The organism is Aerococcus sp. HMSC10H05 (genome assembly GCF_001806975.1).
GTDB classification, from domain to species: domain Bacteria; phylum Bacillota; class Bacilli; order Lactobacillales; family Aerococcaceae; genus Aerococcus; species Aerococcus viridans_B.
Genome location: NZ_KV786975.1, coordinates 1 through 14498, shown reverse-complemented (window position 1 = coordinate 14498; position 14498 = coordinate 1). Strand labels below are relative to the sequence as shown.

The 14498-nt window shown below is 37.2% G+C and carries 16 protein-coding genes and 1 other RNA gene; 3 read left to right on the top strand and 14 right to left on the bottom strand.

Annotated features, from left to right (window positions below; all coding sequences use genetic code 11):
* Window positions 1-960: a 50S ribosomal protein L11 methyltransferase gene (gene prmA / locus HMPREF3116_RS03665; protein ID WP_070467845.1), complete on the bottom strand. Its 960-nt coding sequence runs from the start codon at window positions 958-960 to the stop codon at window positions 1-3.
* A complete protein-coding gene (locus HMPREF3116_RS03660; protein ID WP_070467844.1) occupies window positions 947-1438 on the bottom strand; it encodes a hypothetical protein in 492 nt (163 codons plus the stop codon). The genes prmA and HMPREF3116_RS03660 overlap by 14 nt, the downstream gene beginning before the upstream one ends.
* Window positions 1439-1650: 212 nt before the next feature.
* Between HMPREF3116_RS03660 and gpsB the strand changes: the two genes are divergently transcribed.
* From gpsB to HMPREF3116_RS03645, 3 genes are all read left to right on the top strand, one after another.
* Window positions 1651-2052, top strand: a complete 402-nt coding sequence (gpsB, locus tag HMPREF3116_RS03655) for a cell division regulator GpsB (protein WP_070467843.1) — start codon at window positions 1651-1653, stop codon at window positions 2050-2052.
* 37 nt (window positions 2053-2089) lie between these two features.
* Window positions 2090-2452: RNase P RNA component class B (gene rnpB / locus HMPREF3116_RS03650), an RNA gene on the top strand.
* A 117-nt stretch (window positions 2453-2569) separates the two neighbouring features.
* On the top strand, window positions 2570-3724 hold the full coding sequence (locus HMPREF3116_RS03645; RefSeq protein ID WP_070467842.1) for a THUMP domain-containing class I SAM-dependent RNA methyltransferase: 1155 nt from the start codon (window positions 2570-2572) through the stop codon (window positions 3722-3724).
* Between the two features lie 123 nt (window positions 3725-3847).
* Here HMPREF3116_RS03645 and HMPREF3116_RS03640 read toward each other — a convergent pair whose 3' ends face one another.
* From HMPREF3116_RS03640 to HMPREF3116_RS03585, 12 genes are all read right to left on the bottom strand, one after another.
* Window positions 3848-4261 carry a ribonuclease HI family protein gene (locus HMPREF3116_RS03640; protein ID WP_070467841.1) on the bottom strand — a complete coding sequence of 138 codons (414 nt, stop codon included), beginning with the start codon at window positions 4259-4261 and terminating at the stop codon, window positions 3848-3850.
* 54 nt (window positions 4262-4315) lie between these two features.
* Entirely contained in the window at window positions 4316-5326 is a 1011-nt protein-coding gene (locus HMPREF3116_RS03635) for a hypothetical protein (RefSeq protein ID WP_070467840.1), read from the bottom strand.
* 169 nt (window positions 5327-5495) lie between these two features.
* Window positions 5496-6308, bottom strand: a complete 813-nt coding sequence (gene accA / locus HMPREF3116_RS03630) for an acetyl-CoA carboxylase carboxyltransferase subunit alpha (protein WP_070467889.1) — start codon at window positions 6306-6308, stop codon at window positions 5496-5498.
* Between the two features lie 19 nt (window positions 6309-6327).
* Window positions 6328-7221 carry an acetyl-CoA carboxylase, carboxyltransferase subunit beta gene (accD, locus tag HMPREF3116_RS03625; protein WP_070467839.1) on the bottom strand — a complete coding sequence of 298 codons (894 nt, stop codon included), beginning with the start codon at window positions 7219-7221 and terminating at the stop codon, window positions 6328-6330.
* 27 nt (window positions 7222-7248) lie between these two features.
* Entirely contained in the window at window positions 7249-8619 is a 1371-nt protein-coding gene (accC, locus tag HMPREF3116_RS03620) for an acetyl-CoA carboxylase biotin carboxylase subunit (RefSeq protein WP_070467838.1), read from the bottom strand.
* Between the two features lie 52 nt (window positions 8620-8671).
* Window positions 8672-9145 carry a 3-hydroxyacyl-ACP dehydratase FabZ gene (gene fabZ, locus HMPREF3116_RS03615; RefSeq protein ID WP_070467837.1) on the bottom strand — a complete coding sequence of 158 codons (474 nt, stop codon included), beginning with the start codon at window positions 9143-9145 and terminating at the stop codon, window positions 8672-8674.
* Between the two features lie 22 nt (window positions 9146-9167).
* On the bottom strand, window positions 9168-9677 hold the full coding sequence (accB, locus tag HMPREF3116_RS03610) for an acetyl-CoA carboxylase biotin carboxyl carrier protein (RefSeq protein WP_070467836.1): 510 nt from the start codon (window positions 9675-9677) through the stop codon (window positions 9168-9170).
* 2 nt (window positions 9678-9679) lie between these two features.
* On the bottom strand, window positions 9680-10921 hold the full coding sequence (gene fabF / locus HMPREF3116_RS03605; protein ID WP_070467835.1) for a beta-ketoacyl-ACP synthase II: 1242 nt from the start codon (window positions 10919-10921) through the stop codon (window positions 9680-9682).
* Between the two features lie 13 nt (window positions 10922-10934).
* Window positions 10935-11681, bottom strand: coding sequence for a 3-oxoacyl-[acyl-carrier-protein] reductase (gene fabG / locus HMPREF3116_RS03600; RefSeq protein WP_070467834.1), 747 nt, complete (start codon window positions 11679-11681; stop codon window positions 10935-10937).
* A 4-nt stretch (window positions 11682-11685) separates the two neighbouring features.
* A complete protein-coding gene (gene fabD / locus HMPREF3116_RS03595) occupies window positions 11686-12618 on the bottom strand; it encodes an ACP S-malonyltransferase (RefSeq protein ID WP_070467833.1) in 933 nt (310 codons plus the stop codon).
* Window positions 12619-12699: 81 nt separating this feature from the next.
* Window positions 12700-13656, bottom strand: coding sequence for an enoyl-[acyl-carrier-protein] reductase FabK (gene fabK / locus HMPREF3116_RS03590; RefSeq protein ID WP_070467832.1), 957 nt, complete (start codon window positions 13654-13656; stop codon window positions 12700-12702).
* Between the two features lie 45 nt (window positions 13657-13701).
* Window positions 13702-13926: an acyl carrier protein gene (locus HMPREF3116_RS03585; RefSeq protein ID WP_070467831.1), complete on the bottom strand. Its 225-nt coding sequence runs from the start codon at window positions 13924-13926 to the stop codon at window positions 13702-13704.
* Window positions 13927-14498: the final 572 nt, after the last annotated feature.

Below are 14498 nucleotides of genomic sequence, written 5' to 3'. Positions count from 1 at the left end.
TTATTCTTTCCCTTTGTGAGCTAAAATACCGTACCACTCACCCATATGCATGATAATATCTACTGTAAAATTATTATCCGCTAATAAACTTAGCATATCCTCTTTCTTATCTTCAAAAATACCTGACAAGATTAATTGCCCATCCAATTTCAAGTTGTTATAAGCCTGCGGAATAAGCGGTTCAAGAATCTCAAATAAGATATTTGCTGTAATGATGTCTACTTGAGTATTGATGTCATTTAGGATATTATTTTGTGCTAATTTAATAGCGTCTTCTACATCATTTAAGGCAAAATTATTACGTGTGATATCTAAAATTGATCCATCATAATCATATGCATCAACCTTGTTGGCTCCTAATTTTTTTGCTGCAATAGCTAATATACCTGATCCTGTGCCAACATCAATAACATCTTCACCACCAGCCATGGCAATTTCTAATAAACGTAAGGCAAGTTTAGTTGTTTCATGAGAACCAGTACCAAAAGCCATACCAGGATCTAAGAATAATGTGGTCTTCTGTGGGTCCAATGGTTGATCATCTTTTTCCCAAATTGGCACAATATCCATAAAACGAGACACATGAATGGGTTCATAGTATGCTTGCCAAGCCGTTTCCCAATCATTATCCTCTAACGGACTGTAACGAATGTCATGAATGACAATTTGTTGGTCAGCAGGTAATTCTTGATTGTAGTTCGCTTGGTACTTTTTAATCTCATTGATGATATCTTCAATATTTTTATCAGCTGAGAAATAACCTAGCACAACCGGATTATTTTCGTATGTACCTGGTGCTGGCTGATCATTTTTAACAGAACCGAAACCATCATCTGACCAATCAATATAATCTTGCTCATCTTTAATAGATACTCCTGCTGAATCTAATCCCCAAAGAATTTCTGTTAGCAAGTTTTCACTTTTATTATCTGTTTCAATTGTTAATTCATACCATGTCATTCGTATCATCTCCTAAATGTAATAAGGTCTCATCATAACGACCAATCGTTCTCCTTGTAGCGATCATTTGGTCGATTTCTTTAGTAGGCCATTGCATCTCCACCGTCATTCTTTCACCAGCAATAAGTTCTTTAATTTGTAACCTAGCTTCATATAATAAATGGCTAATCTCCTGTGCCAGTATTTCTAGATGACCTTTTTGGAAGTATTGCGCATCTTTGGGTTGGATAATAAAAGTCTCGTGCTCACTTTCAATCTCCTTGTAATCAGTTGTGAAAATAAATTTCAACTCCAAGTAACCAATTCCATTCAATGGCTGATTATGTTTATTTAAGAAAGTAATATCTTCACTCGTTACCACTGGTAGATACGTTTGTAAAACCACCTGCTTGGATACTGATACATAGGATAGACGCCATGGAAAGTCAATATGACTATTTTGCAAAGCTTCTTCAAGAAATGCGTATACGGTTTGCATCTTCTAATTCCCTACTTTCGTCTTTTTCATTTATTATAATATACACACATAAAAATAACTACCGAGTCAGTGTTCGCTAGCCTACATAAACAATAAAAGTCTACTATAAATTTTGATACAATTTTAAACTATTATTATATTACATTTATTACAAATAGTGAAAGCTGTGCTATAATAGAATCTAGAAATATAAATGATGAGGTGTTATTTAAATGGCCGATCGTAACTTAACGACAAAAGATATTTTACAGAAAGAATTTAAACCTGCCCTTCGTGGTTTCAACACGGAAGAAGTAGATGAATTCTTGGATTTAATTATTCGTGACTATGAGTCATATGAAAAAGAAATTGCCTCACTAAAAAATGAGTTAGAACGTGTTAAACACTCAGCTAGTTCAAGCGATAGTAGCCGTGCTTCTACAAATCAACGTTCAAAATCGACCTCAATCCCCCAAACAAAAGGTACGACCAATTATGATATTTTACGTCGCTTGTCTAAATTAGAAAAAGCTGTTTTCGGTGGCCAAAACCCTAAAGTTGGTCCAACAGCGGATACTAGTGATGATAACGATGAAGACGCAAAAGATCATACGATTATTTTTGAAAATAACTAGTATAATATATAATTTCGTGCTATCATTAGAAGTTGTAAATTTCAGGTAATCGCGGGTATATGCATATACCTGAGGAAAGTCCATGCTCGCACAAGCTGAAACGCTTGTAGTGTTCGTGTTTAGCGAAAAAATAAGCTAAAGCATTCATTTGACGGCAACTGAACCCACTAAGGTCACTGGACTATGTGCAAGTAAGTTTGAAAGTGCCACAGAGACGAGTCAACTATGAAAATAGTTGAATGGAACGCGGTAAACCCCTCGAGCGAGCAACCCAAACATTGGTAGGGGCGCTCTTTGACTGGAAATAAACGGAATAAGAGACTAAATGATTTAGTAGACAGATGATTACCGAACCGGTATTAAACCTGTGATATCGGGGAACAGAACATGGCTTATCGAAATTTACAAACAGGCAAAAGGTTGGATTCTTTTCCAACCTTTTTTTATTGAGACGAATTCGTGGTAAACTAACTTTGAAGAAGAAATGAAGAGTAACCACCTAAAAAAGGAGTACATTATGACAACATATCCACTTATCGCAACTGTTGCTGCAGGAATTGAAGCTTTAGTCGGCAGAGAATTACGTGACATGGGTTACGAAGTACAAGTTGAAAATGGGCGTGCTCGCTTTCAAGGAACCCTTGATGACATTGCGCGTACCAATATTAACTTACGTACCGCTGACCGTATTAAGATCGTAATGGGCGATTTTAAAGCCATAACGTTCGATCAATTATTTGAATCCACTAAGGCTATTCCGTGGGAAGATATCTTACCTATGGACGCTGAATTTCCGGTATCAGGTAAATCTGTGAATTCAAAATTACATTCCGTGCCTAATGTTCAAAAAATTGTGAAAAAAGCGATTGTGAATAGACTTAGTGACCACTATCATAGACGCGGTATGCTACCAGAAACAGGTGCTAAATATCCTATCGAAGTGAGTATTCATAAAGATGAGGCGTTGATCACCATTGACACAACAGGTTCTTCACTATTTAAACGTGGTTACCGTACAGAAAAAGGTGGCGCACCACTGAAAGAAAATATGGCTGCAGCCATAGTGAAATTAACAAATTGGTTCCCTGATAAACCATTCTATGATCCAACATGTGGTTCAGGTACCTTCACAATTGAGGCAGCCTTAATTGGGAAAAACATTGCGCCAGGTATCAACCGCGAGTTTGTTTCTGAATCATGGGATATCTTTAATAACCGTGAATTTTCAAAAGCTCGTGAGGCGGCTAAGGCAGTCATTCGTCACGATATTCAATTAGATATCATGGGAGCTGATATCGACCATCGCATGATAGAAATTGCCAAAGCCAATGCTGAAGCTGCTGGTGTGGCAGACCAGATTGTATTTAAACAAATGCAACTATCAGACTTTACTACTAAGAAAGAATATGGTGTCATTGTCGCTAACCCACCATATGGAGAACGATTAAACGATGAAGATTACGTTCACCAGTTATATAAACAAATGGGAAATCTTTATCGCCCAATGAAAACTTGGAGTAAATATATCTTAACTTCTGACTTGAACTTTGAAGAGTACTACGGGGAAAAAGCTACTAAAAAACGTAAATTATATAATGGTGCGATCCGAACAGACTTGTTCCAATATTGGGGTGCGCGTAAACCTCGCCCTAAAAAAGTTGATATAGAATAGGCACCTTATATAACTATATTAAAAACCAGAATGAAAGTTGATAAGATGCTTTCATTCTGGTTTTTTGTATGAGTTAAGGCCAATGATAAGGTATTATGTGCATACATATGCTGGCTATTCTCTTTACGTATTTTTCATTTTTTTAGCTTCGTGCATTGCTTGGCGCGCTAAGTTATCTGCACCTTTATTTGCTTGATCAGGTACCCACTTAAGTGTGAACATAGAAAAATGATCTAGTTTTTCTAATATATCTTTTAATAGACTTTTATAAGGTTCACGTTTATGGAATCGTTTATTTACAGCATCAAATACTATCTTTGAATCAGTTTGACAAAGTATCCATTCATTTTGTAAATCACGATTTTCAAGTTCGTTTAATAAATATAATAAAGCACGAAATTCTGCTTCATGGTTATCCATTTCCACAGTTAAAGGGAATTTTAATTGGTTTTGTTGACCATTGTGCACTAAAACAATACCAACTCCTGCTGGGCCAAATTGACCATCTACTGAGCCATCTATTGCTATTTTTAACATCTTATCACCCCTTCACTCAATCATCGCTTGATACAAAGCGCTCACTTATGAAAATTACTCAAAGCTCGCAAAATGTTGCATATACTCATAGAACCAATATTGGTAAATATCTTGAATAACTTGATTATCAATTGATAGTGGATCACCGCTTTCCATCAATTGTCCAATAGCTTCTACCATATCTTCCGGGTCAATTTGTATTAATTCATCGACAAACGGATACATAACGGTATAAATATCATATATGTTCTCCATCAAATAAGCCACCCGATATGGTTCGTGAATATATGCTTCTTCTACATAGGAAACTAACGCTAAAAAATGCGGATGATTTTCGATTTCGAATAAATCAGTCAGTGAAATTGTCCGCGTTTCATCGTAGATATTCTTTAAACGAATTTCTTGATCTTGAGGAGAATGATGGAGAATATACAGTAAGATATCAGATTGAAATACGAAATCTCGATCACGATTTAATAATCCAAGTAGTTTTTCAATAGATACATCATCACTTAATTCCAATAAATGGTTTACTTGCGCTTTTTCAAGAATGGTTAATGGTTTATCCCTAGCCACTAATTGATCAAAGAGTTTTTGTAACCCATATAAGGCTTCAACATTGCTTGCATCTTCGTCATTAGACAGTTCAAATTGTGCCAACTTATTCATCATTTCTGGCACAATGATGATTTGCATAATTGGCGATAAATACCCATGTTGTGGTAAGTTTACTTTCACTTGCCCTTGGATCACTTTTTGAATAAATTGATAGAAAGACTTCCAATCAACTTCAGCTTCTACATCAATTAAATCTGGATCAGCCAATACACCTTCACCGTAAACTTCAATCAGTAATGAGAAAATATCTACCAAGTCATTTTCTAACGCTTCTTCATATAATACACCGATGGTATAATTTCTAAAATCAACGACACTTTTTCTCTTTTTTCGCGCAATCAGTAGCAACTTTAGAGACTCACTCATCTCTCCTGCTTTTATACACTGAATGCTTTCTTCAATATCTAATTTAAATGACCGGTTAAAGTCATGGCTTTGTCTTTTCATTATACGTCCTCTTATTTATTATTTTATTGGGAATCAGCCTATTAAAGACTTCTCTTTCTAGCTTATCTTATCATAATAGAGAATTGATGAATATTTTTATCTGTTAAATAAAAAAAGAAGGGGTCGCCTCAAGTCCCTCCTTCTTTTAAAAATAACAAACTATATCCAATTAGAACTGATTAAACCTAGCTTCTTTTGCAGCTAATAAGTCTGATTTTGACATAGCTGATTGTTGGTCAATTTCTTTCAATAACATCTCTTTAATCAATTGCGCTTGGTCATCGTGATCTAACGCTTTTTTTCCATAATGCTCTGGGATAATTTGGTCAATCACTTTAAACCCTAACAAGTCTGGTGCTGTAAATTTCATATACTCACTAGCTTCAGGTACGCGACTAGGATCTTTCCATAAAATAGTCGCAAATCCTTCTGGGGAAAGAACTGAGTACATTGCATTTTCCATCATCCATACCTTATTTGAAACTGCTAAAGCTAACGCACCACCAGAGCCTCCTTCTCCCATCAGAATGGTAATTGTAGGCACAGATAGCCCTGCCATGGTTTGCATAGATTCAGCAATTGCTTGACCGATACCTCGATCTTCTGCTTCAACATCACAAAAGGCACCGGATGTATTCACAATGGTAATAACTGGTCGGTTAAATTTCTCTGCCTGTTCAAATAAACGGATTGCTTTTCGATAACCCTCTGCATGTGGTGAGCCAAAATTTCGTTTGATATTTTCTTGGACAGTATGTCCTTTCTCAGTACCAACGATTGTAACTGCTCGCCCGTTCATTTGACCAACCCCACCAACGATAGCACCATCATCACCGAAACGACGATCACCATGCATCTCATAAAAGATATCACAAATCTTATTTGCTAGCTCTGATGTTGTTAACCGATTAATATCACGTGAAGCTGTCACAACTTCAGCGGGCACTTTATGTGTTATTTCTGCATTTGGTTGCTCGACCATTTTTAATAATTGTTTCATACTAACTTTCAAATCGAGCACCTCCTTTTGCTACGCCGTGCATTTGCAATAGTTCTGCAAGCACAATTTTTTGGCGCCAGCGTTCAACAATCATATCGATAAAGCCATGTTGTAATTGATGCTCTGCCGTTTGGAACCCTTCCGGTAGTTGTTGTCTAATAGTCTGTTCAATTACACGCTTACCTGCAAAACCAATTAAGGCACCTGGTTCAGCGATTGTAATATCTCCTTCCATAGCAAATGAAGCAGTTACGCCTCCCGTTGTAGGATCAGTTAAAACAGGGATATATAACAAACCCGCCTTACTATGATTTTGAACTGCTATGGAAACTTTTGCCATCTGCATTAATGACAAAGTCCCTTCTTGCATTCGTGCACCACCAGAGGCTGTATAAAGGACTACTGGTAGTTGATGCTCAGTTGCATAATTGAACAATTCATTAATTTTGTCACCTAATCCTGTACCCATAGACCCCATCATGAAGAAAGAATCCATGATACCGATAGCAGTCCGGTAACCGAAAATATTACCAACACCGGTTAATACTGCATCATCTAAACCAGTTGTAGCACGTGCTTTTTCCTTCTTCTCTAGATAGCCAGGAAAATCTAGCGGATCATCATTACGACCATCTTTCAACTGGAACATTTCAATGAAAGTGCCCTTATCTACAATATTAGTCAGTCTTTCACTCGATGAAATTCTAAAGTGATATTGACAATACGGACATATCTTCTCGGTTCCAAGGTCATCTGTTAAGATCGTTTGGTGACACTGAGGACATTTTTGCCACATACCGTCTGGCACAAAAGCTTGATTATTTGGATCTTTAGATAATTTTGAATGGTCTTCCTCTGGCATAGGAATATATGCTTTTCTGCGTTTTAATGCCATAATTCATCTACTTTCTTTCATGATATTCTATGCTTGATGACGCTTTATCCATTCAGGTAAGAAGTTCGCTTCTAAGTAATCATTCGTATAATTTCCTTTTAAGAAAGCTTCATCAAATAGTAGGTCATATTGAAATTGCTGGTTTGTAGCTACGCCGTCGATTGTCATCTCTGACACAGCTCGTAGCATTCGATTAATTGCTTGCGGACGATTATCTCCATGAGTAATCAATTTAGCCACCATCGAGTCATAATAAGGTGGCAGCTGATAACCAGCATAAACACCAGAATCTACTCGAATACCTAAACCACCCGCTGGAAAATGTGCAAATTCAAAAGTACCTGAAGATGGCATAAAGTTTTTCTCTGGCATCTCAGCATTAATTCGACATTCTAGCGCATGCCCAGTAAAGGTAATATCTTCTTGTTCATATGCCAAAGGTAAACCAGAAGCGATGCGCAACTGTTGGGCTACGATATCAACCCCAGTTACCATTTCTGTAATAGGGTGTTCAACCTGAATACGCGTATTCATTTCCATGAAATAGTAGTTTTGGTCCGCATCTACTAGAAATTCAATCGTCCCAGCAGACTCATAATTCAATTGTTCTGCTGCCCGAACCGCTGCCTGCGTCACCTGAGCACGTGTTTTTTCTGTAATAAATGGACTTGGTGTTTCTTCGATAACTTTTTGATGGTTACGTTGTATCGAACATTCACGTTCACCTAAATGAATGACATTCCCAAACTTATCACCTAATACTTGAACTTCAATATGATGGGCTGGAAAGATGACTTTTTCCATATACAAACGATCATCACCAAAAGCATTTTTCGCTTCACGTGACGCTTCATAGTAAGCATCTACAAAATGACTCTCTTCGTGGACCATCCGCATACCCTTACCACCACCGCCAGAGGTCGCCTTAAGTAATACTGGATAACCAACTGTTTTGGCAATTTCAATCCCTGCTTCAGGACTTTCTAAAATGCCATCTGAACCTGGTACTGTTTGCACTTTAGCGGCATTCATGGTGTTTCGGGCATTTTGTTTATCACCCATTAAGTCAATTACTTCAGGACTTGGGCCGATAAATTCAATATTCATTTCTGCACAAAGCTTCGCAAATTTACTATTTTCAGCCAAGAAACCAAAACCAGGGTGGATAGCTTGAACGTTTGTTACCACAGCTGCCGAAAGAATGGCTTGCATATTCAAATAAGAATCGACTGATTTTGGCCCTCCGATGCAGATTGCTTCGTCAGCCAATTTCACATGTAGGGCATCCTTGTCAGCAGATGAATAAACAGCTACTGTTTCGATCCCCATTTCAATACATGTACGAATAATACGGACCGCAATTTCGCCTCTATTCGCTATTAATACTTTATTAATCATCAAATACCTCTTATTCTATGCTATTCGCCTTGTTTCAGGCGAATGCCACAATCTAGTCAACTTTATCTACGTTAGAAATGATAAAGGTCATCTCAGCTTCAGAGCACACTTCACCGTATTCATTACGAATTGTTCCTTTACCGATACCCATACGTTTTTTTAATTTCACAATTTCAACCGTGATCTCAAGTACATCTCCAGGTACAACATTTTTACGAAATTTTACATTATTTAAGCCAGCCAAATAAGCAATTTTATTTTTAAAATCGGGTTGTGATAATAAGGGAATTGATCCTACTTGAGCCATTGTTTCAACTTGTAAAACACCAGGCATTACAGGATTCCCTGGGAAGTGGCCAATGAAGTACTCTTCGTTAATTGTTACATTTTTACGTGCCACAACTTTTTCACCAGGGATGATTTCATCCACACGGTCTACAAAAGAAATCGGGAAACGGTTAGGGATAATTTCTTGTACCTGCATCGCTGTTAAAACAGGTTCTTTACGTTCTGCATATTTAGTCATGCTTCTATACTCCTTTAGAAAATTACTCACTTACTTCAAATAACGGTTGGCCGAATTCTACAACCTGACCATCTTCTACTAAGACATTCATAATCGTTCCAGAAATGTCAGCTGGGATTTCGTTCATTACTTTCATTGCTTCAACAATACAAACAGTCTCACCAGCTTCAACATGATCGCCTACCTTTTTATAGGGTGGTTGATCCGGATTTTTTGCTAGATAGACGACACCAACTAGTGGGCTATCAATTGTTTTAGCTTTTGCAACTGGTGTACTATTAGTAACAGTTTCATCTTGAGCAATGGTTGCTACCTGGGGACCGGCTACTTCTTTCGCTTCATCAGCGCTACTAACACGCTCCACATTTGTTGAAACTTGGTCAACTCCTGTATTTGATTCTTTTTCAGTTACAGTTTGACGTTCTTTAATTTTAGAAATGTATAAAGCGTCCGCTTGTGTTTGAAATGAAAACTCTTGAATAGACGACTGGTCAATTTGATCGATCAAGTCTTTAATCTCTTCATGATTCACCTTTATTCACCAACCTTTTTAAAGGCAATTACTGTATTATGTCCACCAAAACCTAATGTATTGCTGACAACTACATTTACTTCTTGCTCGCGGCCAACATTTGGTACAATATCTAAATCACATAAAGGATCTGGATTCTTATAACCCAAAGTTGCTGGAATAAATGAATCTTTAATCGCCATAATACTAGCAATAGCTTCAACCGCCCCAGCGGCACCTAATAAGTGGCCAATGGATGATTTCGTAGATGAAACCGGAATCTTATAAGCCAATTCCTCTCCAAATGCCCGTTTAATCGCAACTGTTTCAGAAGAATCATTAGCTGGTGTACTTGTTCCATGAGCATTGATATAAGAAACTTCCTCTTTAGAAATATTTCCTTCTTCTAACGCATTTAGCATAGCTTTTGCAGCACCGGATCCATCTTCAGATGGCGCTGTTAAGTGATATGCATCAGAAGTAGCACCGTAGCCAACGATTTCAGCATATATTTTTGCACCGCGTGCGTGAGCAGATTCTAATGATTCTAGTACCAAGATACCTGCTCCTTCACCCATTACAAAACCATTACGATTCTGATCAAATGGAATGGACGCACGATCTGGATCGGTTGAATCACTTGTTGCTGTTAAGTTATCAAATCCACCCAAGCCAATCTCGTTAATAGCACCTTCTGCACCACCAGCAATCATGATATCTGCGTAACCATGTTTGATATAACGAAAAGCCTCACCGATGGCGTTATTAGCAGATGCACAAGCCGTAACCATTGTTAAAGCTGGTCCTTTTAAACCAAAATGCATAGAAATATTTGCAGCACCCATATTTGAAATTGATACCGGCACAAATAAAGGATTTACACGTTTAATCCCTTTTTCTTGCATTTTCAGTACACCTTTTTCAATTTCTTGAATACCACCGATACCAGTACCTAAGTAAACACCAATTCTATCAACATCAGAAGCTTCAATGTCTAACGCAGCATCAGCAACAGCTTCAATCGCTGCAGCTACCGCGTATTGACTATATAAGTCCATACGTTTTGTTTCCTTACGGTCCATAAAATCTTTTGGATTGAAGTCTTTTACTTCAGCTACTAATTTTGCATTCAGGTCTTTTGCGTCAAATTTTGTAATGGGACCAAAGCCATGTACACCAGCTTTTAAATTAGTCCAGAATGTTTTTGCGTCATTTCCGATAGGTGTAATTGCACCTAGACCTGTTACGACTACTCTGTTTGTCATTTTTTGTTGCCTCCTAATTCATATACAATCCACCGTTAACGTCAAGCGTAGTACCTGTAATATAGCTTTGCGTAGCTAAAAAGTATACTGCTTCTGCGATGTCCGATGGTTGTCCAAGTTTTTGTAAGGGAATATTTTCTAACATTTCTGCTTTCGCTTTTTCAGGAATTTCGTCGGTCATTTCTGTTTCAATATAACCAGGTGCAATAGCGTTTACTGTAACACCGCGCATACCTAATTCACGAGCGGCAGCTTTAGTTAAGCCCAAGATTCCTGCTTTAGAAGCAGCATAATTAGCTTGACCGACATTGCCCATTTGCCCAATAACAGAAGCAATATTAATAATTGCCCCTTGGCGTTGCTTCATCATCAGCTTACTTGCAGCTTGGATAAAGTTGAAAGTACCTTTCAAGTTTATATCGATTACTGCATCGAAATCTGCTTCTTTCATTCGCATTAGCAATGTATCGCGAGTGATACCCGCATTATTGACTAATACATCGATGGTTTGGAAGTTCGTTTTGATGAAAGACATAATTTCTTTTGCAAAATCTACATCTGTTACATCACCCTTAAAATCTTTTACAGTGATATCTTTACTTTCTAAAGCTTTTAAATGATCTTCAGATGATCCTGAACGTGAAACAATCACAATATTGTAGCCTTGATCTGCGAATTTATGTGCAATACTTGCCCCAATTCCGCGGCTACCACCTGTAATTAAGACTGTCTTTTTTAATTCTTGTGTATTCACTGTCATAAAGCTATCCTTTCAATCCTGCAATAGTAGCTTGCAGGGTTTCTTCGTCTTCAACGCGGTAAACTTTAATATCCTTATTAATTTGCTTCATAAAAGATGATAAGGTTTTACCTGGTCCGATTTCTACGACCGTGTCGACCCCTTCTTCAACTAGATATTCAATAGAATCAGACCATTTAACTGGTTTCATCACCTGTTGAATTAACAAGTCTTTCACTAAACCGTCTTCATGTGGCCGAGCAGTTGTATTTGAAATAACTGGTAATACTTGTGCATTAAAGGTAAATTTTTCTAAGTAATCTGCTAGTTGGTCGCTTGCATCCGCTAGAAGAGCTGTATGGAATGGTCCAGAAACATTTAATTCGACCATTTTTTTCACGCCTGCATTAGTCAACTGACTAACTGCTGTGTCTACTGCATCAGCGTCACCACCGATAACGATTTGCTTAGGGGTATTATAGTTAGCTGGCGCTACATATAAGCCAGATTCTTCACGAACTTGTTGACAGATATCTTCTATTAACGTCCGTTCAGCTTTCATAACAGCAACCATTTTTCCAATACCTATAGGAACTGATTCTTGCATAAAACGCCCACGATGACTCACTAAATCTACCGCATCTGCAAAAGATAATACACCAGCTTCAACAAGCGCTGTATATTCTCCTAAACTTAATCCTGCTAGATAATCAGCTTTAATACCTGCTTTTTTTAGTAAAGCTGTGAAAGCATTTGATACGGTTAAGATAGCGGGTTGTGTATATTCAGTTTGATTTAATTGCGTACCTTCTTGGAAGCATAGATCCTGTATCGAGTACCCTAATACTTCAGATGCTTGATCAAAATAAGAAGCAATCTCAGGATGATGACTTAGTAAGTCTTGACCCATACCCGTATATTGTGCTCCTTGACCAGCATATAAAAAAGCTATTGTCATATTGTTCTCCTCTTAATAGAAAAGCAGTGAAATGCATATACCATCCCACTGCTCACATATTGTCAATTTTATTTCTCAGCTTTAAAGCCATTCACTTGCTCGAGCAGCAATTGTTTCTGTACATTCCGTCATATATGATTGAATTATTTCTGAAACTGTTTCACGTTTATCTACTAATCCGGCAATTTGTCCGGCCATAAATGAACCCGTGTCTAAATTTCCTTCAACAACAGCTCGACGTAAAGCACCTGATCCAAGTGCCTCAAGTCTGTCCCAATCTGGATTAGCTTTACTCGCTTCTTCTTTTTCTACTTTAAGATATTCTTTGGTCAATTTGTTTCGTAACACACGAACTGGATGCCCAGTAGATTCACCTGTCAGTACAGTATCAATATCCTTCGCCTTAATAATTTTTTCTTTAAAATTATCATGCGCATTAGATTCATCTGCAACTACAAAACGTGTACCTACTTGAATACCGACAGCACCTAACATTAGAGCTGCCGCCATGCCACGACCATCACCAATACCACCCGCCGCAATGACTGGGATATTTAAAGTTTTGGTCACCTGTGGTAATAAAGCCATAGTCGTTTGTCTACCGACATGTCCACCCGATTCCATCCCCTCAACAATCACTGCATGAACGCCTTCACGTTCCATACGTTTTGCAAGACCAACAGAAGCGACCACAGGGATAACTGAAATACCGGCTGCGTTGAACCGATCCATATATTTCCCGGGAGACCCAGCCCCAGTTGTGATGGTTTTAACACCTGATTGACAGATATAGTCCACTACTTCTTCTACATGTTCATTTAATAACATGACATTTACAGCAAATGGTTTATCGGTTAAGGTTTGCATCTTTTCAACTTTGGCTTTTACAACATCAACAGAATCATGTCCAGTACCAATTACGCCAAGTCCACCAGCATTGGAAACTGCTGATGCTAAATCCGCATCTGCAACCCAAGCCATTGCGCCTTGAATAATTGGGTATTCAACACCTATGCGTTCCCAAAAATCTGTTTTCACTAAAGGATTACTTCCTCTCTTAATTGACTCATCTTTAAGTAAAAACTATTTATTTGCTTCTACGTAGTCAACTAAATCTTGAACAGTATTGATATTTTCTTCATCTTCAATTTCGATATCGAATTCATCTTCGATATCATTGATGATTTGGAATAAGTCTAAAGAGTCAGCATCAATATCTTCACGGATATTTGTAGTCGCTTTTACTTCATCAGCCTCTAAGTCTAATTGTTCAGTGATTAATTCTTGAATTTTTTCAAATGTAGTCATTTTTTATATTCCTCCATACTTTAGCGTATTTATATAATTACTATTCATATCCTAATAAAAAGGTTATCGTTTTATAAATACGATTAGATTTAATTTTATTTGACATATGTTAAAGTCAATAATGAGATATTAAATTATATATATAACTTTGTCAACTAGTTATCAAAACTAGAATAGTTTTTTCAGTAAAATTAATTTATTGTAAGCGCTATTAAATGTGCATTTAATGTCATACTGATTCATTGGTTGAGATTAAAGGTGAATTTTGAATAAACAAAAATTGTATTAATAGATAAAGTCATATCTTTTATCAGATTTAGATTTTGCTGTCTGTCATTGAACATAAATATAGCAGCTATATGAGAGGTTTATCTTCTTTTGTATGTGTTATACCATATAGCAATTTCGTATGAAACAATTTGTACTAATGGTATTTAAAAAAGGATTTGAGCAAGCTTTATCATCTCAAATCCCTTTATAGAAAATATTTAAATTGAATCCGTATCAATATTTTGGCAAAAAAATGCCATAATAAATGATAATCGAGTAGGAGGAATCTTTGGATTCCGACC